Here is a 20,688-nt window from a genome sequence, read left to right as displayed (position 1 = left end):
GCTCAGCCGAGCGTGATCTCGCGGTCGGCGCGGGCGATCGCGACGGGGTCGTGGCTGGCGATGAGCACCGCGGCGCCGCGGTCGGCCGCCGCGCGCAGCACGTCGAGCACGAGGGCGCCTCTCCGGCGGTCCTGGTGCGAGGTCGGCTCGTCGGCCAGCACCAGCGACGCCCCGGCCGCCAGCGCCCGCCCGACGGCGGCGCGCTGCTGCTCGCCGCGTGAGGTTTCGCCCGGCAGTCTGCCCGCGAGCGGCGCCAGGTCCAGTGCCGCCAGCAGGCCGGCCACGTCGGCTCCCGCGGTGCGGCGGGCCGCGAACGCGAGGTTGTCCTCGATGGTGAGCTCGTCGAGGAGGCTGATCGACTGCGGCACCACTCCGAGGTGTTCCCACGGCTGCTCGGCCATGCCCACGTCCGGCAGCGGCGGGTGCGGCTTCACCTCGCCGTCGTCCGGCGTCTCCCAGCCGCCCGCGATCATGAGCAGCGTGCTCTTGCCCGAGCCGGACGGTCCCGTCAGCACGGCCAGCTCCCCCGGATACAGCTCGAGACTGACGGGGGCGAGCGCCGTCGTGCGCCCGTAGTCCTTGCGCACGCCGGACAACGTCAGGATCGGTGCCCCGCTCATGCCGTGTCCCTCCGGACGCCGTCGACCAGTTCGATCACCTCGTCGGCCACGGCGAGCACCTCCGGGTCGTGGGTGCTGACGAGCACCGCGTGCCCGCGTGCGGCGAGCTCACGCAGCGCGCCGACGACGAGCCCGGTGGCCGCGCGGTCGAGCTGCGCGCTCGGCTCGTCGGCCAGCAGCACCGGCGGGCCGCCCGCGGCGGCGAAGGCGAGCGCCACGCGCTGCTGTTCGCCGCCCGAGAGCTGCGCGGGCCGGCGCCCAGCGCGGGATCCGAGCCCGAGCGCGTCCAGCAGCGCCGCGGGGTCTCCCCCGGCCCCGCGCAGGCGCGCGCCGAGCGCGACGTGCTCGGCGACGGTGAGGTAGCCGAGGAGGTTGTCGGCGGGGTCCTGGAAGACGTAGCCGATGCGGGCCCGGCGCAGGGCCCGGCGCCGCCGGGTGGACAGCGCTGCGGTCTCCACGCCCTCGACCTCGACGCTGCCCTCCTCGGGCCGGTCGAGGCAGCCGAGGATCCGCAGCAGCGTGGACTTGCCGGAGCCCGATGGCCCGGCGAGCACGGTGACCGCACCGCGCGGAGCGGTCAGCGAAACGCCGGTGAGCGCTCGCACGGGCGCGCCGTCCACGTGGTAGCTGTGGCTCACGCCGGCACAGCGCAGGGCGGGGCTAGCGGGTGTCACGCAGCACCCCCGAGGGCCGGGCGGCGGACGCCGCACGCTGTGCCGCCGCCGAGGCCAGCACCGCGGTGAGCGCGGTCGCCACGGCGAGCACGGCGAACACCGGCCAGGGCAGGGCGACGAGCGTGCCGGGCGAGGTCGCCGGGTTGAGGTCGTAGTCCGCCGCCGTCAACGCGATCACCGCCGCCGCCAACGCCGCGCCCGTGGCGAACCCGGCCAGCAGCAGGCCGCCGACCTCCAGCAGCAGCGCACGCCAGTGCGCTGCCGCGCCGATACCCATCCGGCGCAGCAGCACCGACGCACTGCGCCTCGCCCGTGACCGCGCGTCGAGATACAGCAGCAGGCCCACCACGATCACCACGCCGGTGAGCAGCGAGACGGCCGCGAGGAAGGCGAAGGTGTAGGTGATCCCGGCGTAGACACCGCTGGCCTGCACGTCCTCGGCGCGCGCGACGGCGCTCACCGGCAGCCCCGCCGCCGAGGCCGCCGCCACGATCTCGCCGGGGTCGCCGCGCGCCCACAGCTGCGGTTGTGCCGACGGCGCCAGCTCGTCGAGCAGCGCGCGGTCGACGAGCACCAGCGGGTAGCCCGCCTGCTTGCCGGGCAGCTGCGCCACATCGACGAGGTCGAGCTCCCTGCGTTCGTTCCTGATCGTGAGCACCGAGCCGGTGTCCACTGAGGACATCCCGGCGACGGCCGCTCCGGTGGGTTCGCCGGAGAGCTGGCCGAGCACCTCGTTCAGCGAAGGCCCGGGCAGGGCGGGGTCCCAGAACGCGGCACCGGCGAAGGTCTCCGGATCGACGCCCAGCACGTGGACGGTGGTGTCGCCGAGCCGCCCGTCGACGTAGCGCGTGACCACGCTCGCGCGCCCGGCCAGTTCCGGTGGCACGGGCGTCCGCTCCTTCAGCGACAGCACCGCGTCGGTGCCGACGATCAGCTGCCCCTCGGCGTGCATCGTGCGATCGACGGAGCCGGTGACCGTGGCGCCGTACCCGGCGAGCGCGACGGGCACGGCGGTGGCGCCGACGAGCACCGAGGCCACCAGCGGCGCGGCGACCACGCGCCGCGCCGCCAGGTACACCGCGGGACGCGCCATCGACCGCGGACGGGAACGCAGCCGTCGCAACGTCCACCGGACGAGCCGGGCGCCGAGCATCGCCAGCCCGATCGCCAGCAGGATCGGCGCGACGATGAGCCGGGGCGGGATGCGGGCGACCGTGCCCACGGCGTCAGCGGCGCGTACCTGCACCTCTGCGTCGAGCGCGAACCAGCACACCACGGCCGCGCCCAGCGGAAGGATCTCCCACGGCACGCGGCCCCGCCGCCGGCGCCGCGCGGGCCGCGTGTCGTGCAGGCGTCCGGCCCGGAACCCGGCGACGCCCGCGATCACCGCGAGCGCGGCCACCAGCGCCGTGGCGGCGGCCACGAGTGAGGCCGTGGTGGCACCGGGCGTCACGAGTGGGCTCGGCCCCGCGGCCGCGACGAGCCCCCGCGCGCCCGCCCACCCCGCGACGGCACCGAGCGCCACGGCTCCCGCGGTTTCCAGTGCGGCCTTTCCGCCGAGCGCCACCGGCCCCACCCCGCGCGCGGACAGCACGGCCAGCTCGGCCCGCCGCCGGTCGGCCCAGAACGCGCCCGCCGCCGCGGCGATCACGAGCCCGGCGACCGTGCCCGCACCCGCGAGCGGCCCGACCGTGCCGGTGAGCGCGGCCAGTACCAGCTCGGAGCGGTTGACCTTGTCGGCCAGCGAGGACGTGAACACGCCGCCGTACGGCGCCGAGTCGTCGAACAGGCCGGGTTCCGGCGAGCCGACGGTGTCGGCGCGCAACCGCTCCAGCCCGTCGGCGGAAGGCCGGGCGCCGACCGTGGTGAGCCCGCCGGTGTCGACCGCCCGCTCGATCCACATCGACGCGCCGGTGTCGCCGGCGACGGCGAGCAGGTCGCCGCGCGACACGAACGCCATCGGAAACACCGGCGCGTCGCTGAGCGGGGCGCCGTGGATGGTCTCCCGCAGGCTGCACCAGAACGGCAGCTCCGGCACCGAGCGCAGGTCGCGGAACACCGCGGCCACGGGCATGGTCACTCGGGCGTCGCCGCTGGAGAGCGTCACCTCGTCGCCCACCGAAAGGCCCTGGAGCCCGGCGAAACGGTCGGGCAGCCACAGGCCCCGGCCCTGGCCCCCGGCGACGACGTCGACGTGCTCGCGAAACCCGTCACGCGCCGCGAGCGTCACGAGCGACTGGTCGGGTGCGGCCGCGGGGCCCACGCTCGCGGGCGTCAGCAGTGTCACCACCGGCTCGCTCAGGTGATCCAGCCCGCCGGTCCGCGCCCGCACCAGCTCCACCCGCCGGTCGACGAGGTCCTCCCCCACCGGGTCCCCCGGAGCCTCCGGCGTCGGCCGCGTCGGCACGGCGCCGGCGAGGTGCATCCCGGTCTGCCACGTGCACGATGCGTCGACCAGCTGCCTCAGCGTGGCGTTGCCCGCGGAGGAGAGGAACAGCGGAGCCGCGGCGGCAGGCATCGCCACGAGCAGCGCACCCACCGCGACCGCCAGCGCCACGACGGGCCTGCGCAACAGCATCAGCGGCGCGCGCGACCACGGCGCCGGCATCCCCCAGCGGCTCATCCGGTGGAGTTTGTCATGTCGTCGGGCACGCTCATCCGGCTGCCGCCGATTCGCGGCCCCGCGCTTTCCGGCAGTGCCGCCGGATCGCGGTCCACCTGGTGCGCCGCCAGGCCTCGGCTCCGGCCTTGATCGCTTCGCGGAGGCGGCAGATGATCCTGCAGGGCCGGCAGTGTTCCTCCCGCGACGCGGACTTCCTGATTCGCTACGGCCACGGGGACGCCGTGCGTTGGTCCGGCCGGACACGCGGTGACGGGCTGCGACGCCGAGCCGCCCGGAATCGTCGCCCTGGCCGGGTCGAAGGCGGCTCGGCACATCCGCCGTCGACAGGCCGAAATCGTGAATAGGTGCGGCGGACCGGGGTAGCCGAGGCGACATGATGAAACGCGCGCTGTGGGAAGGGCCGGCCGCCGGTGCGGCGGGAGTGCTGGCGATGACGTTGGGCGAGAAGGTGGAGCAACGCCTGACCGGTCGCCCGGACTCGCACGTTCCCGCCAGGACCATGCAACGGCTCACCGGGATGCGGGAACGAGCCGGCCGGCAGCCGGCTCCGGTGAACCTGGCGATGCACATCGGCCAGGGCATACTGCTCGGCGTGCTGCGCTCGGTGATGGCGCACGCGGGGCTACGCGGCCCGTGGTCCTCGGCGAAGTTCGCCGTGGTGCGGCTGACCAACGACCAGATCCTGGAGAACGCCACGGGCGTGGGCTCCCCGCCGCCCACCTGGCCCCGGCAGGAACTCGTGGTGGACCTGCTGCACAAGACCGTGTACGCCTTCACCACCGGCGCCGTCGCCGACGCGCTGGCCGCCCGCTCCGGCCCTGGCCCGGGGCAGCGCCATGCCGCGCTGCGTCCCGGCCGTCACGCCGACGTCGGGCCGATACCGCGCGAGCACGCCCACACCCGGTAGGCGCTCCGAGCGCCCGGCGCCCACACGAGCAACGCGGAACCACGGCCGAATCCGCTCGCCCCGCCGAACCGGAGCCCGGCCCTGCACGGGCGGCCGCTGGCCAGCCGCGCGGTAACGGGGCCGGTATGTCCACATCGGACTAACCGGGCGCCGTGACAATCCGGTTGCGCCCGCCGTGCCGAGCGATCATCCTGGATCGCCGGTACCGCAAGGGAAGGAAACTTGATGTACGCGTCGGTTGACGGTGGCCGGGTGCCGATCAGGATGTGGGCGGATCCGTCCACGGTAGAGGACGCCGCGATGGGCCAGCTGCGCAACGTCTCGAACCTTCCCTGGGTGCACGGGCTGGCCGTGATGCCGGACGTGCACTACGGCAAGGGCGCCACGGTGGGCAGCGTCATCGCCATGCGCGACGCCGTGTCGCCCGCGGCCGTCGGGGTGGACATCGGTTGCGGGATGAGCGCCGTGCGCACGTCGCTGACCGCCTCGGACCTCCCGGACGACCTCGGCCGCCTGCGCCGCCGGATCGAGTCAGCGGTGCCCGTTGGGTTCGACCTGCACCGCACACCCGTCAACCCGGCGGTCGTGCACGGCGTCGGCGGCTGGGACGCCTTCTGGCGCGCGTTCGGTGAGCTGCACCCCGGTGTGCGGAACCACCTCGACCGCGCCCGGCGGCAGATCGGCAGCCTCGGCGGGGGCAACCACTTCATCGAGGTGTGCCTGGAACAGGGCGGCGCGGACGCGGGGCGGGTGTGGCTGATGCTGCACTCCGGTTCCCGTGGCATCGGCAACGAGCTCGCCAAGCGGCACATGGACATCGCCCGGCGCCTACCGCACAACGCCGACCTGCCCGACCCGGACCTGGCGGTGTTCGTGGCGGGAACGCCGGAGATGGAGGCCTACCGGCGGGACCTGTTCTGGGCCCAGGACTACGCGGCGCGCAACCGGGCGACGATGGTGGCACTCGTGCAGCGCGCGGTCGCCGCCACCGTGCCGGGTACGCGGTTCGACGAGCCGATCTCGTGTCACCACAACTACGTCGCGGAGGAGACCTACGACGGCTTGGACGTGCTCGTGACCCGGAAGGGCGCCATCCGCGCGGGCTCAGGTGATCTCGGCATCATCCCGGGCAGCATGGGCACCGGCTCCTACATCGTGCGCGGACTCGGCAACGAGCGGTCGTTCCAGTCGGCCTCACACGGTGCGGGCAGGCGCATGTCGCGCACCAAGGCACGGAAGACGTTCACCGCGGCGGACCTCGCCGACCAGACGGCGGGTGTCGAGTGCCGCAAGGACGCGGGGGTGGTTGACGAGATTCCGGCCGCCTACAAGGACATCGAGTCGGTGGTCGCCGCGCAGACGGACCTCGTCGAGGTGGTCGCCCACCTCAAGCAGGTCGTCTGCGTCAAGGGCTAGCGACGGTCCGCCGGAGGACGTCGCACGTGTACTCCGCCTCCTCCATGAGACGGGTGGCCTCGGCCAGCAGAACGCCGTACGGTCGGCTGGGATCGGCCAGGGGCAACGAGTCCTGCGCGTACTCGGCCAGGCGGCGACAGTGCTCCCGGGCGTCCTCCGCGGCGGCCCGCAGCTGCGTGGTCTGCTCGTCGAGACGGTCCTCGTCCAGGTCGCCGAGCAACTGCGTCACGTCGGTGAGCGCGGCAAGCAGGTCCCCGTAGCGGCGGAAGAACCCCGCGTGCTCGGGGCCGTCGCCGTCCTTCGGGTACTGGGTCAGGCTGCGCGTCATGGACCCGACCTGGTACGTCACGCGCTCGAGCGCGTCGATCACGGCCTGGTATCCGGCGAACGCGTGGTCGCGGGCATGCCGCCGGAGGATCCGCCGGGGATTGTAGAAGCTACTCTCCCTGGCCAGGTCCACGGAGGACTGCGCCTGCGTCACCAGCGGGCCGAGTCGCGAGGCGCGGTCCCGCCAGTGCGCTGCGCTGTCCTCGTCCAGCTCACCCTGCCGCAGCGCGGGGTACATGTCGCTCATCAGGTCGCACAGCGACCGCGCGAGGACCTGCACGCCGTACTCGGCGCTGCGGTAGCGCAGTGGGGGCAGGACGAGCACGTTGACCAGCACGCCGATGCCGCAGCCGAGTGCGACCAGCTCGATGATCTCGCCGAGCTGGCTCAGCCGCTCCAGCCCGCTGGCCGCGGAGACGTAGGTGGAGAAGGCGAAGAACGCCGCCGTCCCCACCTGCGCTCCCTCGGCGCCGAGCCGGCGCCAGCGGCCGATCGTCGCCGCCGTGGCCGCGACCAGGGCGAAGGTCGCGAGCCCCGTGCCGAAGAGAAAGCCGAACACCAGCTGCACCGCGACTCCGGCGGCGACCGCGACGACGTAGCGCAGGGAATGCCACACCGACTGGTAGACGGTGACCCGCAACATCAGGACGGCGGAGAACGGCGCGAAGGCCGCCGACTCCGCCTTGAGCACGTAATAGGCCACCGCCCATGCCGCGGTGGCCGCGAGAGTGCTCTTGCCGATGAAGACGACGGTGTGGCGTTCGTGTCCGTTGCCGGTCAGCGCCCTGCCGAGCCACTGCCGGAGGCGGGCCGCGCGCCCTTGCTCCGGCGCCTCGGTCCGCCGTTGCCGCATCCCGGTGTGCTCGCTCACCGTAACCCCCACGTTCCCGCTCGAAGTGCTTCCGGCTACCCGCGGCACCGGGCGGAGCAAACCGTGGGCCGCCCTCCGGCCGCCGCGGCAGGTGAGCGCGGCAGCGACCCGGCACGCGAGAATGTCCGGATGACGGCCGAGATCACGCAGCTACGCACGGCGTTGGAAGCGCTGCGAAGCGACACCGAGCACGCCAAGATCACCAGACGGCTGCCCGCGGACAGTGGGCTGAAGGCGATCGGGGTCCGCATGAAGGATGTCTTCGACACCGCGAAAACGTGGACGGACCTGGATCTCGATCAGGTCCCCGAGCTGCTGGCCAGCCCCCTGTACGAGGTCCGCATGGTCGGTGTGTCGATACTGGACTTCAAGGCACGACGTCCGAAGCTGACCGACGCCGGCCTTCGCCGGCTGTACGAGACCTACCTCGATCACCACGACCTCATCAACGTGTGGGACCTGGTCGACCGCGCGGCGCCCCGGGTCGTCGGCGGCTACCTCCTGGACAAGCCCCGCCGGCCGTTGTTCGACCTCGCGCGCTCGCCCAGGGCCATCGAACGACGCACCGCCATCACCGCCGCCTTCTGGCTGATCCGGCAAGGACAACTCGACGATCCGCTCGCGCTGGCGGAGCTCCTGCTGGACGACCGGTCCGAACTGGTCACCAAGCCGGTCGGAACCGCGTTGCGCGAGGTCGGCAAGATCGACCAGCGACGCCTGATGGAGTTCCTCCACCGGCATCACGATCGCGTGCAACGCCCGACGTTGCGGCTGGCCACATCGCTGCTCACCGACCAGGAGCGTGCCGAGCTCGATCGGTGAGGCCGGTGCCCGGTCACCGCGCTGCACGCGGCCGATCGATGGGTCAGCGGCGGATGCCGGTCAGCGCGGTGTCGAGTATGGCCAGTCCCCGGTCGATCTCGGCCTCGGTGGCGGTCAGCGGCGGCGCGATGCGGAACGTGCCGCCCATGCCGGGCAGCTGCACGATGTTCATGTGCAGGCCGAGCTCTGCGCAGCGCCGGGTGACGGCGGGGCCGAGTGCGTCGGCGTTCCCGCCGTCCTCCTCCACCAGCTCCAGCCCGACCATCAAGCCCCGGCCGCGGACGTCGCCGATCACGGGGTGCCGCGTGGCCAGCTCGGTCAGTCCGGCGCGCAGCCGCTCGCCGAGCTCCCGGGCGCGCTCGTCGAGCCGGTCGCGGGTCAGCACGTCCAGCACGGTGTTGCCGACGGCGGCCGGGAGCGGGTCGTTGACGTGCGTGGTGAAGAACAGGAACCCGCGGTCGTGAGCCTCCTGTTCGATCTCCGCGCTGGTGACCACGGCAGCGAGGGGCAGCCCGGCGCCGAGGGTCTTGGACAGTGTGAGGATGTCCGGCACGACGCCGTCGCGCTGGAACGCGTACCAGTGACCGGTGCGGCACAGCCCGGTCTGCGCCTCGTCCAGGATCAGCAGCATGCCCCGCTCGTGGCATTTGTCCCGCAGCGCGGCCAGGTAGCCGGGCGGCAGGTCCACCACCCCGCCGGAGCTCAGGACGGGCTCGATCAGGCACGCCGCGAGGCTGCCGACCGACTGGGCGTCGATCAGGTCGAACCCGAGGTCGAGCTGACGACGCCAGTCCAGGTTCCCGTCGGCGTCGACGATGGCGGGCCGGAACCGGTCCGGCACCGGCAGGGCGAAGTTGCCGGGGGTGGCTGGCCCGTACCCGGCCCGCCCCGCGCTGTAGGTGGCGTTGGCGGCGGCCTGCGTCATGCCGTGCCAGGACCGGGCGAACGAGACGATCTCGTGCCTGCCGGTGACCAGCTTCGCCATCCGCAGCGCGGCCTCGTTCGACTCGGCGCCGGTACTCAGGAACATCGCCTTGTCCAGCGGCCGCGGCAGGGTGTCCGTGAGCCGCTGGGCAAGCTCCAGCACCGGGCGGCTCAGCATGGCGCTGTGGAGGTGGTCGAGCTTGCCGGCCTGCTCGCGGACGGTCGCGACGATCTCCGGATGCGAGTGGCCGAGGATCGCGCTCATCTGCCCCGAGGTGAAGTCGAGCAGCTCGCGCCCGTCCTCGGTGAACACCGAGGTGCCCTTGGCGCGGTCGATGATCCCGGGGCTGAAGGCGCCGTGTCCGGCGTAGCGGACCAGGAAGCGTTCGGGTGCGGTGTCGTCCGGCATGGCTCCGACGCTACGAACGGACGTCCCCGCGCGTCCAGCGCACGAATGCGACGACGCTGTTCGGCGACATCGCACAATGGCGGGGTGTTGAACCCGTGGCGTCTGCGCCTGCTCGGCCTGCTCGACAGCCTCGGCACCGTGCGCGCGGTGGCCGAGACGCTGCACCTGAGCCCGTCGACCGTCTCCCAGCAGCTCGCCGTGCTCGAGTCCGAGACGCGCAGCCGGCTGCTGGAGCGCTCGGGCCGCCGGGTGCGGCTGACCAGGACCGGGATGGTTCTCGCCCGCCGCGGCCGGGAGATCCTCGACCGGATGGCCGAGGCGGAGGCCGAGCTGCGCGCGCTCAACGACGAGCCGATCGGCACCGTCCGGCTCGGGACGTTCCAGAGCGCGATCCACCCGCTCGCGGTTCCCGCGGCGGCGCGGCTCGCGGACTCGCATCCGCACCTGCACGTGGAGCTGGTCGAGTCCGAACCGCACGAGAGCGGCCCCGCGCTGCGTACCGGGGAGCTGGACGTCGTGGTCACGACCACCGACTATGTCGAGTTCCCGTGGAGCCGGGACCTGGAGATCGTCCCGCTGGGCACGGACCCGGTGGTGCTCGTACTGCCGCCCGGCCATCCGCTCACCCGGCGCCGCGTGGTGGACCTCGCCGCGTGCTCGGAGGAGGTGTGGGCGTGCGACCGGGCCGGCTCGTACATGGCCGAGCTGACGCAGCGGCTGTGCCACGAGTCCGGTTTCGAGCCGAGGGTCGCGTGCCGGTTCAGCAACTACCTGCTGCTGCTCCGGCACGTCGAGGCCGGCCGGTCGGTCGCGCTGCTGCCCGCGCTGACCGTGGAACCCGGCCACCAGGTGGTGACCCGCGAGCTGACCACGCCGGTGCATCGCAACATCGCGATCGTGGTGCGCCGGGGAACGGCTCCGCGCGCGGCCGTGGACGCGGTGGTCGAGGCGCTGCTCGACCACCCGGACGTCCCCGCCCTGTCCGCACCTGCCGGCGATCCCCGCGCGCGGTGACCGGACCCTGCCAGAAGCGGTCCGGACCACGGTCGCCGCGCATACGATGGGTGGCGTGCTCGGCTGGCTCAAACGCAATCGCAGCGATACTCCCGGACCGGACGTGCCCGCCGCGGCGGCCGGGATCCCGAGATGGCCGCTGGAGACCTGGCGTGGCGGCCTTTCCGCCGACGTTCCCGGGTACACCACCCTCTGCCTGACCCCGGCGTTCCCGGAAGAACCGGAGACGCGCAATCTCCGCGACGGCGACGCCCTGAACCGGATCATCGAGGTGGCCAGGACGGACGGCTCGACCTCACCGGCGATGGCGGCGGTGGTGGAGGACCTGCTCGCCGACCCGCGCTACGCCGCGCTCGACTCCCTCTACAGCTGGCTGGCGCCCGTGTACCGGGGAACGGACCGGCAGCTGGAGGTGATCGAGCAGGGCCTGCGCACCTGTCCGCGCAAGTACTGGCTGCTCGACCTCGCCGGCACCGCCATGCTGCAGAGGGGGCGAGGCGCGGAGGCGCTGTACTACTGGGCGCACTCGGTGACCAACGCCGAGTCGGTCGGCGAGGGCCGGGAGGCGAGCGCCTACGACTTCCTGATCGTCACCGCCCACGTGCTCGGCGAGCGCACCGCCACGAAGGCGTTCCGGGCCAGGGCGGATCAGGCCGACCACCCGCAGACCGTGCTCGACGAGGAGTACACCGCGCTGGTCGAGCGCGCGTTCCGGAAGGGCACCAAAGCCATGAAAGCCGTGGTCCAGACGCTCGCCCAGCGGGTCCCCGCCTAGTCGGCCGGATAGCGGGCGCGGATGTGGAAGCGCTCGCCCTGCGGGCCGAGGATGCTCAGGAACTCCACGGGGTGCGAGTCGGCGTTGCCGAACCAGTGCGGGAGGTGGGTGTCGAACTCGGCGACCTCCCCGGCGCCGAGCACGAGGTCCTGGTCACCGAGCACCACGCGCAGGCGTCCATTGAGGACGTACAGCCAGTGGTACCCCTCGTGGGAGCGGGGGTCAGGCTCCTGATCGGCCCGCCCTGCCGGGAGTATCTGCTTGAACGCCTGCAGTCCGCCGGGCCTGCGCGTCAACGGGACGACGGTCATGCCGTTGCGCCTGAACGGCCGCGGGTAGACGCGGGGATCCCCGCTCGCCGGGGCGCCGACGATCTCCTCGAGCGGCACCTGGTGGGCCTTGGCCAGCGGCAGCAGTAGTTCGAGGCCCGGCTTGCGCTGCCCGGACTCCAGCCGCGACAGCGTGCTGATCGGGATGCCGGTGGTCTCCGACAGGGCGGTGAGGGTGACTCCGCTGCGGCGGCGCAGTTCACGGAGCCGGGGCCCGACCGCGGCCAGCACCGCGTCGAAATCGTCGCTCATGTGGCCATCGTCGACCGGTCTTGCGATTCGCGCAAAGGGCTTTGTCAGTCGTACAACTCGGGCCTGCGGTCGGCCAGCACGTCGTTGCGTTCCGAGATCGCCTTGTCCCGGGCGCGAGACAGGTCGAGGTCGGCCACGACCAGGGTGTCCGCCGTGGACTCCGCGACCACCCAGCCGGATTCGTCGATGATCGAGGTACCCGCCGTCCACCGCTGCCCCCGCTCGGTGCCCGTGCGGTCGCAGATCGCCACGAACACCCGGTTGGTCCGCGCGGCCGCCATCGCCTGCACCACCTCGGGCGGACGCTCCCCGTGCGGCCTCGGCACGAGCGGCCAGTTGACCGGCGCCACGATCAGCTCGGCACCGCGCAGGGCCAGTGTCCGGGGCAGCTCGGGGAACTCCAGGTCGTAGCAGATCAGCACGCCCAGCGAACCGGCCTTGGTCCGCACCACGGGTGGCGGGAGCTCGCCCGGCGTGAACACCAGCCGTTCGCGATCCCACAGGTGGGTCTTGCGATAGACGGCCCGCACGCCTTCGCCGTCGAGCACGGCGGCGCTGTTGTAGAGCGCGCCGTCGTCGCCGAGCTCGCAGAACCCGGCGACGACGGTCAGCTCTCCCGCGGCTCGCACCCAGTCGGCGAGCAGTGGATCCCGTGCCGGGACGGCCACGGACCGGGCTTCGGCCTCGTCGGCGAACACGTATCCCGACGAGGCCAGCTCCGGCAGCACGAGCACCTCGGCGTCCCGCAGCCGCGCCGCGTGGATGGCAGCGAGCGTGCGCGCCCGGTTCTCGGCCAGGTCACCGAGCCGCGGCGCGAGCTGCGCGCACGCGACCCTCGTCACCCGCGCTCCGGCTCGTCCCGCAGCAGCTGCGCGAGCACGTCGAACTCGTTGAACAGCGACCACTCCTCGACGATCCGGCCCTGCGCGAAGTACAGCTGCGAGATGCCCCAGAGGTGTACCCGCCGGCCGGTCGGCTCGCCGTAGAGCCCGTAGCCGCGGTGGGTTCCCGCACCGGTCCAGCGCACCGACACGCTGAACCCGTCGGACTCGTTGCCCATCCAGTACACCTCGTCGACCCGCACGCCAAGATCGGGGAACGTGGCGAGCAGGTTGCGGGCCATGCCGCGGACGTCCGAACGCCCGTAGCCGGTGCGGTTGGTCGTGCCGTGCCAGCGCACGGTCGGCGCGTAGACGCGGTCGACGGCACTGAGGTCGCGCCGGTTATAAACGTCGTGGAAGAGCCTGCGCACCTCGTACTCGACGTCGAAGCCCGGACGCTCGGCCGCCGGGTACGGCAGTGGCTTTCGCCCGCCCTCGATGCGGTCGACCTCGGCGAACGGGCGCTCCGACAGCGTGGGGAACGTGACCGCGTTGCCGAACTCGCGGGCGGCGGCGAGCACGTCGATGCCGAGCTGCTGCAGCTTCGCCGCGGTGTTGTAGAGCACCCACTCCTCGTAGATCTCGTTGTCCCGCACCACGCAGTTGGCGATGACCCACGTCTCGAGCTTGCGGCCGGTGGGCTGGCCCCAGCGCCACGGGCCCGTGTTGTGCCCGATGTTGATGGCGCGGTGGGAGGTGACGAACCCCTCCTCGTCGGTGCCCGCCCAGATCACGTCGTCCGCGTAGTGCCTGCAGTCGGGGAAGGCGTTGATGCTCTGCATGGTGCCGTGGACGAGCTGCTCCACTCCGAAGTGGACACCGCTGTCGTCGTAGAGCCGGCAGCCCGGGCTGTAGGTGTCGTAGATGTAGCCGACGTCCTGGTCCTCCCAGATGCGGTGGGTGATCCGCACGATGTAGTCGACGATGTCGGTGTAGGTGTCCTCGAAACCGCGCAGCGACTGCCTGCGCTCACCCGGCTTGACGTTCGGCGCGTCGGCGCCGTAGCCGGGCCGCAGCGAGATGCTGTAGTCGGCGGGCATGGTGCGCCTGCCGGGCGCCATCGTGCCCGGCGGCGTCGACGGGCGGCTGTCGGCCTTCGCCGTCGCGGGCTTGGCCACCTCGTGGTTCTGATCGGCCTTGGTCATCGGTTGCCCTCCTGCTCCGGACGGTAGCCTGCGAGCCGCAGCGTCGCGGTGGCGCGGTGTGCCGCCATGCCCTCGTACTCCGAGATCACGTCGACGGCCTCGGCCAGCGCCGGGGTCGCCTCCCTGGTCACGCGCTGGTAGGTGAGCGGCTTGAGGAACCGCGACACCGACAGGCCCGCGCTGTGCTTGGCCCCGCCGGCCGTGGGCAGGACGTGGTTGGTGCCCGCCATGCCCTTGTCGGAGTAGGCGACCGTGCTCCACCGGCCGAGGAAGAGGGAGCCGTAGTTGCGCAGCGCGTCGTGGTAGTAGGCGTCGTCGGCGGTGTGCACCTCCAGGTGCTCCGGGGCCAGCTCGTCCATCAGCTCCACGGCGGTCGCGGCGTCCTTGGCCCAGGTGACCGAGCCGTAGTCCCGCCAGGCGGGGCCGGCGATGTCGCGTGTGGCGAGTGTCTCCAGCTGGCGGTCGATCTCGGCGATCACCTCCTCGCCGAGCCGCTGCGAGGTGGTGACGAGCGCAGCGGGCGACTCCGTGCCGTGCTCGGCCTGGCCGAGCAGGTCGGCGGCCACGAGCACGGGGTCGGCCGTGTCGTCGGCGAGCACCGCGACCTCCGAGGGCCCGGCGAGCAGGTCGATCGCGACACGGCCGAAGAGCTGCCGCTTCGCCTCGGCGACGTAGGCGTTGCCCGCGCCCACCAGCATGTCCACCGGCCGCTCGCCGAGCAGCCCGAAGGCCATCGCGGCCAGCGCCTGAACGCCGCCGAGCGCGTAGGCGCGGTCGGCGCCGGAGAGGTACGCGGAGTACAGCACGGCGGGGTGCGCGCGCCCGTCCCGTCCCGGTGGCGTGCAGGCCAGCACGCTCGGGACACCGGCGGCCTTGGCCACGCCCACGGTCATGAACGCGCTCGCCAGCAGCGGGAACCGGCCGGCGGGCAGGTAGGCGCCGACACGGCCGACCGGCACGTAGCGGTGCCCGGTGACGAGGCCGGGCGCCAGCTCGGTCTCGAAGTCGACGAGGTGGGCACGCTGAGCGAGCGCGAAGGCACGGGTGCGCTCGGAGCCCAGCTCCAGCGCCACGCGCACGTCCTTGGGCAGCTCGTCGCCGGAGCGCTCCAGCTCGGCCGCGCTGATCTCCACGTCCCCGCCCTGCCAGCCGTCGAGGTCGCGGGCGTGGCGCAGCACGGCGTCCATGCCGTCGCGCTCGATCTCGCTCAGCATCGCCGAGACGCGCTCGGCGACCGCGGGGTCGCGCTGTGCGGGCGGCCGGTCGGCCGGGGTCTTGAGCAGGCGGTAGGAGCCGTCGAGCTCCGCGAGCCGGGAAGGGCTGAATCTCATGGCGATGACGCTAAATCCGGTCCCGCCAAAGGACAAGGCCAGTAAATCTTGGGGTTCGGATAGGGTTTCCCTATGACACTGAAGCAGCTGCGCGCGTTCCTGGAAGCGGTGCGCACGGGATCCTTCACCGCGGCCGCCGCGCGCATGGGCATCACGCAGGCGTCGGTGTCGGAGCTGATCCGCAAGCTGGAGGACGAGCACGGCACGCCGGTGTTCTCTCGTGGTGGCCGCAGGCTCGTGCTGACGGCGGCGGGATCAGCGCTGCTGCCGTTCGCCGAGCGCGCGGTCGCCGCGGCCGACGGCGCGCAGCAGGCGCTGCGCTCGGTGCGTTCGCTGCGCGGTGGGGTCGCCACGTTCGGGCTGCTGCGCAACGCGGCCTACTATCTGCTCTCCGATCTCGCGGAGCACTTCCACGACAACTACCCCGAGGTGCGGATCCGCCTGATCGGCCTCAACTCCGTCGAGGTCGCTGCAGCGGTCGCAGCCGGAACCGTCGAAGCCGGGCTCGTGGTGCTGCCCATCGACGACGCAGGGCTCACCGTGACGCCGCTGCTGCGCGACGAGGTGCTCTACGCAAGCACCGCGCCGGAACGCGTGGCCGAGCCGATGACCATCGGCGGGCTCGCGAACTCCAGGCTCATCCTCTACGACGCCCACTACGGATGGAAGGACCCGACGCGCCGCCAGCTCGCCGAACGCGCGCAGCTGGCCGGCGTCAAGCTGGAGCCGTGGATCGAGGTCGAGCACGTCGAATCCGCGCTGGGCCTCGTGGAGCGCGGCATCGGCGACACCATCGTGTCCAGGGCCGTGGCCGAGAGCGGCTCCTGCCCTCCGTCGGTGCGCACGGTGGGCTTCGCGGAGCCGCTCTACGACACGATCGCGCTCGTGCGGCGCGAGGCCGAGGTGCTATCCCCTGCCAGCAGGGAGCTCGCCAGGCTCGCCCAGCGGATGCTCCTCGCCCGCGACGGAGGGCGCTGAGGGCTCGTCGCCGCGCGCCCTGGCGATCTGGGCCAGAATGGACAGTTCGTCGTAGACCCGCCACTCGCGCACGATCCGGCCTTCCCTGAACAGGAACTGCGACGAGCCGAGCAGCGTCACCGGCGAGTCCGTGACGGCGCCGTAGGCCGGGGTCCCGCTGTAGGTGCCCTCCAGCCACCACACCACGCCCACGCGGACACCACCGTGCGCCGGGGAGTCGTGCGCGACGACGTCCCGCACCTCGAACCGCGCGTCCGGCAACGGGGCGAGCAGGTCGAGCAGCCCCAGCTGGTAGCCGTCCGGCCGGGTCAGCGTGCGTTCGCGCGAGATGTGGCACGTGACGTCCCGCGCGACGAACTCGGTCACCTCGTGCAGCATCCGCCGGTTCCACACGGCGTCGACGAGTGCGAGCACGTGCTCGCACTCCGCGCGGTGGTGACCGGGCCGCGCGCCCGAGTCGCCCTCGGCGAGCACATCCGCGAGCGGGGCGCGCACGCCGTCCCAACCGGAGAACGCCAGCGTCCTGGCCACCGCGAACGGGTCGAGGCCGAGCTGCCGTACCACCGCGTACTCGTCGCGCACCACCCACTCCTCCTCCATCTCGCCGCGCCGGTAGAGGCAGTTGGCGATGGTGCGGGAGGAGAACGAGCGGTGGGTCGGCGGCCCGTAGGCCGACCAGCCGGTGTGCGTTCCCGAGCTGAACACCCGGTGTGAGCTGAGGAACGCGTCGTCCCCGCGCGCCTCCCACACCACGTCCTCGGCCTGGCCGACCCGGCCCGGGAACGCCGCGATCTTCATCAGCGTCGAGCGCACCACCGGCTCGACACCCTTGCTGGTCCCGTAGGCGCCGTGCACGATCGCGTCAGAGGCGTAGTTCTCCCTGATCAGCCCGATGCCCCTGCGCACCCAGATCCGGTCGGTCCACTCGACGATGAACTCCTCCGGATCGCGGTAGGGCTCGTAGGCGATCTTGTCCACTGTGGTCACTCTTCTCCTCGCGGTCAGCGCCGGGTCAAGGTGCGGATCTGGGCGGCGGCCTCATCGAGCTTGGTGCGCACGTCGGCGCCGTGGGCCATCTCGTTGATCGCGACCTCCAGCACGTCCTGGATCTGCGGCCAGTCGATCGTCATCGGCACCGTGCGGGCGGTGCGCAGGGCCGACTCCTGCAGCTTCGGCAGCCCGTGGTTGACGGCGTTCACCTCGGGGTCGAGCATGTTCGCCGTGTGCACCACCACGCTGGTGGCGGTGTCCGGATCGGACTTGTCGAGCGCGACGTCGCGTTCGGTCTCGGCGTTGGTGACCCACTTCAGGTACTCCCACGCCGCTCCCTGGTGGTCGGACGTGTTGAGGATGCCCATCAGCCACGTGAAGCCGTAGGTCACCGTGGGTTTGCCCGGCCAGCCCGGCAGCGGGGCGACGCCGATGTCGCCGGCGACCTCCGGCTGCACCTTGGCCGGGTCGGTGAAGTCGTCCATCTGCCACGCCCACGTGAACACGGAGTTGGTGCGGTTCTGCTCGAAGGACTGCGTCGAATCGGTTTCCGTCCAGTTCGTCGACGCCTGCGGGCTGTGCCCGTCGCGCAGCAGCGCGAGATACTGCTCCGTGGCCGCCACGCCCTGCGGTGTGGTGAACGCGGGCTCGCCGTCACGGCCGAGGACGTCGGCTCCGTTGCTCCACAGCATGGACATCCACGTGTAGAGGTTCTGCCCTCCGCCCCGGCCGTACTGCCCGGCGAAGGCGGCCCTGCCGCCGGCGCCGTCGAGCCGCCGCAGCTGCGCGGTGAACTCGTCCCACGTCGTCGCCGGTGTCATGCCGAGCCGCTCGTACTCGCTCTTGCGGTAGAAGTGGTTGTAGGAGAAGCCACGGAACGGAATGCCGTACACGGTGTCCGGGTCACCGGCCCGCGCGGCCTGCTGGAACGGCGGGGAGAACTCGTCGATCGACCGGTCCGCGCGCCGCATCACCTCGTCGAGCGGCTGCAGGCCGATCTTCGCCGAGGCGCCGTAGGCGTCGGGCCACACCACGAGGTCGTAGGTGCCGCCGCCGACCGCGGTCTCCGCGACGATCTTCTGGAGGTACGACTCGTAGGGGATGTTGGCCCACTCGACGGTGATGCCCGTCTTCGCCGTGAACTCCCGGTCGGTCTTCTCCTGTAGAGCGGCGAACTGCGCGGTCGTCTTGCAGCAGCTGAGCAGCCGGATGTGCGTGCCGTCGTAGGGCTTGCCGGTGAGCAGGCCGAGCTCGTCGGTCGGCCCGGTGGCCACCGAGTCCAGCAGGTCCTGCTCGCTCGGGCCCGCCGCGCAACCGCTCGCCAGCAACGCCAGCGCGGCGCCGAGCGCGGCCACGAGCCTCGGTGTGCGCCTCATTTCACGGCTCCCATCGTCATTCCCTCGGCGAAGTGCTTGCGCACCAGCAACGCCATGATCAGCATCGGCGCCATCACCAGCAGGCCGGCCGCCGCCATCTGCCCCCACGCGACGCCCTCGGGCAGCACGAGCGTCATCAGCGCGACCGGCAGCGTCGAGGCGTCGGTCCGGGCCAGGAACGTGGGGAACAGGAACTCGTTCCACGACAGCAGGAACGAGAACACGGCGGCAACGAAGATGCCGGGCGCGGCGAGCGGCGTGATCACCCGCCACAGCAGGCTCACCTGGCCGCAGCCGTCGAGCCGGGCGGCCTCCTCGATCTCGATGGGCAAGCCGTCGACGAAACCCTTGAGCAGCCACGTGATGTAGGGGACGACGAGCGAGAGGTTGACCACCACCAGCGCGAGGTGCGTGTCGATGAGCCCGAGGCTGCGGAACAGCGTCAGGAACGGCAGCGCGATCGCCACGCCGGGGATGAACTGCGTGGCGACGATGGCCAGCAGCATCCCGCGGTGGCCGGGAAACCGGTAGCGCGAGAACGCGTAGGCCGCGAGCAGCGCCAGCGGGATCGAGACGATGGTGGTGGCCACCGCGATCAGCACGCTGTTGACGAGCGCGCCGGTGAGATCGCTGGCCCCGCCGAGGATCGCGGCGAAGTTGTCCAAGGTCGGCGCGAACACCACCGCCGTGGAGAAGGCGTCGCGGGCCGGCTTGAACGCGGTGAGCGCCATCCAGAGGATCGGGAACAGGACGAAGAACAGGATCGCCAGCGTAGCGAGCACCCGGAGGGCCGCGCGCACGATCGCCCAGCCGCCGGGCCGCCGCCGCGGACGTGGCGCCGGGGCGGACCGCGCAGGCGCGGGTGCGGGTTTCACGGCCATGTCGGTCATTTCGCCTCCTGCTTGGCCATCGCGATCAGGTACATGGTCGCCAGCACGCCGAGCACGAGCACGATCACCCACGACACGGCCGACGCGTAGCCGATGTCGAGGAACGTGAAGCCCTGCGAGTAGGCGAAGAAGTTGAGGCTCTCGGTGGCCCTGCCCGGTCCACCGCCGGTGGTGGTGACGACCTGGTCGAAGATCTTCACCGAGAAGACCGCCTTCAGGAAGATCACGATCAGCAGCAACGGCCGCAGCAGCGGGAAGGTGACGCGCCAGAACCGCTGCCACGCGTTCGCGCCGTCGATGGTGGCCGCCTCGCGCACCTCGGGCGAGATCGAGTTCAGACCGCCGAGCAGCATCAGCGCGATCAGCGGCGCCCAGCCCCACACCTCCGTCAGCGCGATCACCATCAGCGCCCAGAACGGGTCGCCGAGCCAGTTGATGTCGTCGGCGAAGGGCAGCACGGTGTCGAGCATCTGGTCGTAGACACCGGTGTCCGGGTTGAGCATGAACCGCCACGAGAAGCCCTTGAGCGCGGGCGCCACCGCGAAGGGCAGGATCAGCAGCGCCTTGGTGAGCGCGCTGAGCCGGGTGCGGTTGTTGAGGATCAGCGCGATGCCAAGGCCGAGCCCGACCGACAGCACCACCGAGATCACGGTGAACTGCAGGGTCACGAGCGCGCTGTTGAAGAACGTGTCGTCGGTGAAGACGCGCTGGTACTGCTCGAGGCCGACGAACTCGCCCGCCTCCCTCGTCTCGTTGAGCCGCCAGTGGCGGAAGCTGGTGATGAGCGCCGAGACAAGCGGGTACACGGTCGTGAGCACGACCGCGAGCAGCGCGGGCGCCAGGTGCAGGTACGGGACGGCGTGCTTGCGCATCCGGGACCGCGGGCGCGGCGGCGGGACGGTGGTTGCCACCATCGAGGGTCGACCTCCTCTGCCGGGAGAACGGCGGGGCTGGGATTCCGGGCAGTGTATGCGTATTCACAGTGGAAGGGCAACGGTGGATTCCGCCCACGGCGGGACGGCGACCTCGCACTGCGCATACTTCGTCTACGTGCGGTGATGATGCGAACGCGCCGACCAGCCCGGCATCCGGGCCCGGGAAGCCGTGATGAATTGCGTATGTAGCGGTGCTGCG

At 72.1% G+C, this 20,688-nt stretch carries 19 protein-coding genes; 6 read left to right on the top strand and 13 right to left on the bottom strand.

From position 1 onward, the window contains the following. Window positions 1-2: 2 nt before the first annotated feature. Genes FCN18_RS05510 through FCN18_RS05500 form a run of 3 tightly spaced genes read right to left on the bottom strand, consistent with a single transcriptional unit; the run spans window position 3 to window position 3,917 of the window. Window positions 3-620, bottom strand: a complete 618-nt coding sequence (locus tag FCN18_RS05510; protein ID WP_112269860.1) for an ABC transporter ATP-binding protein — start codon at window positions 618-620, stop codon at window positions 3-5. Beyond that, window positions 617-1,294, bottom strand: coding sequence for an ABC transporter ATP-binding protein (locus tag FCN18_RS05505; RefSeq protein WP_228713667.1), 678 nt, complete (start codon window positions 1,292-1,294; stop codon window positions 617-619). Before FCN18_RS05505 ends, FCN18_RS05510 begins: the two co-directional genes overlap by 4 nt. Then, window positions 1,281-3,917, bottom strand: a complete 2,637-nt coding sequence (locus FCN18_RS05500; protein WP_137093617.1) for an ABC transporter permease — start codon at window positions 3,915-3,917, stop codon at window positions 1,281-1,283. Before FCN18_RS05500 ends, FCN18_RS05505 begins: the two co-directional genes overlap by 14 nt. A gap of 373 nt (window positions 3,918-4,290) precedes the next feature. Between FCN18_RS05500 and FCN18_RS05495 the strand changes: the two genes are divergently transcribed. Then, window positions 4,291-4,824: a hypothetical protein gene (locus tag FCN18_RS05495; protein ID WP_112269857.1), complete on the top strand. Its 534-nt coding sequence runs from the start codon at window positions 4,291-4,293 to the stop codon at window positions 4,822-4,824. Window positions 4,825-5,049: 225 nt separating this feature from the next. Next, window positions 5,050-6,240: an RtcB family protein gene (locus FCN18_RS05490; RefSeq protein WP_113644297.1), complete on the top strand. Its 1,191-nt coding sequence runs from the start codon at window positions 5,050-5,052 to the stop codon at window positions 6,238-6,240. Here the strand turns inward: FCN18_RS05490 and FCN18_RS05485 are convergent. Continuing rightward, window positions 6,230-7,438, bottom strand: coding sequence for an aromatic acid exporter family protein (locus FCN18_RS05485; protein WP_206077816.1), 1,209 nt, complete (start codon window positions 7,436-7,438; stop codon window positions 6,230-6,232). The genes FCN18_RS05490 and FCN18_RS05485 overlap by 11 nt on opposite strands. Window positions 7,439-7,567: 129 nt before the next feature. Between FCN18_RS05485 and FCN18_RS05480 the strand changes: the two genes are divergently transcribed. Further along, window positions 7,568-8,260, top strand: coding sequence for a DNA alkylation repair protein (locus tag FCN18_RS05480; RefSeq protein WP_137093615.1), 693 nt, complete (start codon window positions 7,568-7,570; stop codon window positions 8,258-8,260). 43 nt (window positions 8,261-8,303) lie between these two features. Here FCN18_RS05480 and FCN18_RS05475 read toward each other — a convergent pair whose 3' ends face one another. Continuing rightward, window positions 8,304-9,593, bottom strand: coding sequence for an aspartate aminotransferase family protein (locus tag FCN18_RS05475; protein WP_112269852.1), 1,290 nt, complete (start codon window positions 9,591-9,593; stop codon window positions 8,304-8,306). Window positions 9,594-9,677: 84 nt separating this feature from the next. Here FCN18_RS05475 and FCN18_RS05470 point away from each other — a divergent pair, with 84 nt between their 5' ends. Together FCN18_RS05470 and FCN18_RS05465 are read left to right on the top strand one after the other, a co-directional pair. Continuing rightward, on the top strand, window positions 9,678-10,607 hold the full coding sequence (locus FCN18_RS05470; protein WP_170200514.1) for a LysR substrate-binding domain-containing protein: 930 nt from the start codon (window positions 9,678-9,680) through the stop codon (window positions 10,605-10,607). A gap of 55 nt (window positions 10,608-10,662) precedes the next feature. After that, the gene (locus FCN18_RS05465; RefSeq protein WP_112270620.1) at window positions 10,663-11,382 is read left to right on the top strand and encodes a hypothetical protein; all 720 of its coding nucleotides are present in this window, start codon (window positions 10,663-10,665) and stop codon (window positions 11,380-11,382) included. Here FCN18_RS05465 and FCN18_RS05460 read toward each other — a convergent pair. Genes FCN18_RS05460 through hisD form a run of 4 tightly spaced genes read right to left on the bottom strand, consistent with a single transcriptional unit; the run spans window position 11,379 to window position 15,320 of the window. Next, the gene (locus FCN18_RS05460) at window positions 11,379-11,963 is read right to left on the bottom strand and encodes a helix-turn-helix domain-containing protein (RefSeq protein WP_112269848.1); all 585 of its coding nucleotides are present in this window, start codon (window positions 11,961-11,963) and stop codon (window positions 11,379-11,381) included. The genes FCN18_RS05465 and FCN18_RS05460 overlap by 4 nt on opposite strands. A gap of 44 nt (window positions 11,964-12,007) precedes the next feature. Beyond that, window positions 12,008-12,805 carry a nitrilase-related carbon-nitrogen hydrolase gene (locus FCN18_RS05455; RefSeq protein ID WP_112269846.1) on the bottom strand — a complete coding sequence of 266 codons (798 nt, stop codon included), beginning with the start codon at window positions 12,803-12,805 and terminating at the stop codon, window positions 12,008-12,010. Continuing rightward, entirely contained in the window at window positions 12,802-13,989 is a 1,188-nt protein-coding gene (locus FCN18_RS05450) for an ester cyclase (protein WP_112269844.1), read from the bottom strand. Before FCN18_RS05450 ends, FCN18_RS05455 begins: the two co-directional genes overlap by 4 nt. Continuing rightward, a complete protein-coding gene (hisD, locus tag FCN18_RS05445; RefSeq protein WP_112269842.1) occupies window positions 13,986-15,320 on the bottom strand; it encodes a histidinol dehydrogenase in 1,335 nt (444 codons plus the stop codon). The genes FCN18_RS05450 and hisD overlap by 4 nt, the downstream gene beginning before the upstream one ends. Window positions 15,321-15,392: 72 nt before the next feature. On the opposite strand from hisD, the gene FCN18_RS05440 reads away from it, so the two are divergent. Continuing rightward, window positions 15,393-16,298: a LysR family transcriptional regulator gene (locus FCN18_RS05440; protein ID WP_112269840.1), complete on the top strand. Its 906-nt coding sequence runs from the start codon at window positions 15,393-15,395 to the stop codon at window positions 16,296-16,298. On the opposite strand, the gene FCN18_RS05435 is transcribed toward FCN18_RS05440, so the two are convergent. Genes FCN18_RS05435 through FCN18_RS05420 form a run of 4 tightly spaced genes read right to left on the bottom strand, consistent with a single transcriptional unit; the run spans window position 16,227 to window position 20,468 of the window. Further along, on the bottom strand, window positions 16,227-17,285 hold the full coding sequence (locus FCN18_RS05435; protein ID WP_228713665.1) for an ester cyclase: 1,059 nt from the start codon (window positions 17,283-17,285) through the stop codon (window positions 16,227-16,229). The genes FCN18_RS05440 and FCN18_RS05435 overlap by 72 nt on opposite strands. Before the next feature lie 14 nt (window positions 17,286-17,299). Next, a complete protein-coding gene (locus tag FCN18_RS05430; RefSeq protein WP_137093610.1) occupies window positions 17,300-18,664 on the bottom strand; it encodes an ABC transporter substrate-binding protein in 1,365 nt (454 codons plus the stop codon). Beyond that, window positions 18,661-19,554: a carbohydrate ABC transporter permease gene (locus FCN18_RS05425; protein ID WP_199543304.1), complete on the bottom strand. Its 894-nt coding sequence runs from the start codon at window positions 19,552-19,554 to the stop codon at window positions 18,661-18,663. The genes FCN18_RS05430 and FCN18_RS05425 overlap by 4 nt, the downstream gene beginning before the upstream one ends. Continuing rightward, a complete protein-coding gene (locus FCN18_RS05420) occupies window positions 19,551-20,468 on the bottom strand; it encodes a carbohydrate ABC transporter permease (protein WP_112269834.1) in 918 nt (305 codons plus the stop codon). The genes FCN18_RS05425 and FCN18_RS05420 overlap by 4 nt, the downstream gene beginning before the upstream one ends. Window positions 20,469-20,688: the final 220 nt, after the last annotated feature.

This window comes from Prauserella endophytica, assembly GCF_005146945.1.
GTDB lineage: Bacteria > Actinomycetota > Actinomycetes > Mycobacteriales > Pseudonocardiaceae > Prauserella_A > Prauserella_A endophytica.
Note: the sequence above shows the minus strand (reverse complement) of the source record. Positions and strands in the feature narration are given on the sequence as shown.

Bases quoted from the DNA above. Each gene is read 5' to 3' on its own strand.
- FCN18_RS05425 (WP_199543304.1), bottom strand. From the start codon at position 19,554: ATGACCGACATGGCCGTGAAACCCGCACCCGCGCCTGCGCGGTCCGCC.
- FCN18_RS05490 (WP_113644297.1), top strand. From the start codon at position 5,050: ATGTACGCGTCGGTTGACGGTGGCCGGGTGCCGATCAGGATGTGGGCG.
- FCN18_RS05440 (WP_112269840.1), top strand. From the start codon at position 15,393: ATGACACTGAAGCAGCTGCGCGCGTTCCTGGAAGCGGTGCGCACGGGA.
- FCN18_RS05500 (WP_137093617.1), bottom strand. From the start codon at position 3,917: ATGAGCCGCTGGGGGATGCCGGCGCCGTGGTCGCGCGCGCCGCTGATG.
- FCN18_RS05450 (WP_112269844.1), bottom strand. From the start codon at position 13,989: ATGACCAAGGCCGATCAGAACCACGAGGTGGCCAAGCCCGCGACGGCG.
- FCN18_RS05510 (WP_112269860.1), bottom strand. From the start codon at position 620: ATGAGCGGGGCACCGATCCTGACGTTGTCCGGCGTGCGCAAGGACTAC.
- hisD (WP_112269842.1), bottom strand. From the start codon at position 15,320: ATGAGATTCAGCCCTTCCCGGCTCGCGGAGCTCGACGGCTCCTACCGC.
- FCN18_RS05420 (WP_112269834.1), bottom strand. From the start codon at position 20,468: ATGGTGGCAACCACCGTCCCGCCGCCGCGCCCGCGGTCCCGGATGCGC.
- FCN18_RS05430 (WP_137093610.1), bottom strand. From the start codon at position 18,664: ATGAGGCGCACACCGAGGCTCGTGGCCGCGCTCGGCGCCGCGCTGGCG.
- FCN18_RS05475 (WP_112269852.1), bottom strand. From the start codon at position 9,593: ATGCCGGACGACACCGCACCCGAACGCTTCCTGGTCCGCTACGCCGGA.
- FCN18_RS05480 (WP_137093615.1), top strand. From the start codon at position 7,568: ATGACGGCCGAGATCACGCAGCTACGCACGGCGTTGGAAGCGCTGCGA.
- FCN18_RS05460 (WP_112269848.1), bottom strand. From the start codon at position 11,963: ATGAGCGACGATTTCGACGCGGTGCTGGCCGCGGTCGGGCCCCGGCTC.
- FCN18_RS05495 (WP_112269857.1), top strand. From the start codon at position 4,291: ATGATGAAACGCGCGCTGTGGGAAGGGCCGGCCGCCGGTGCGGCGGGA.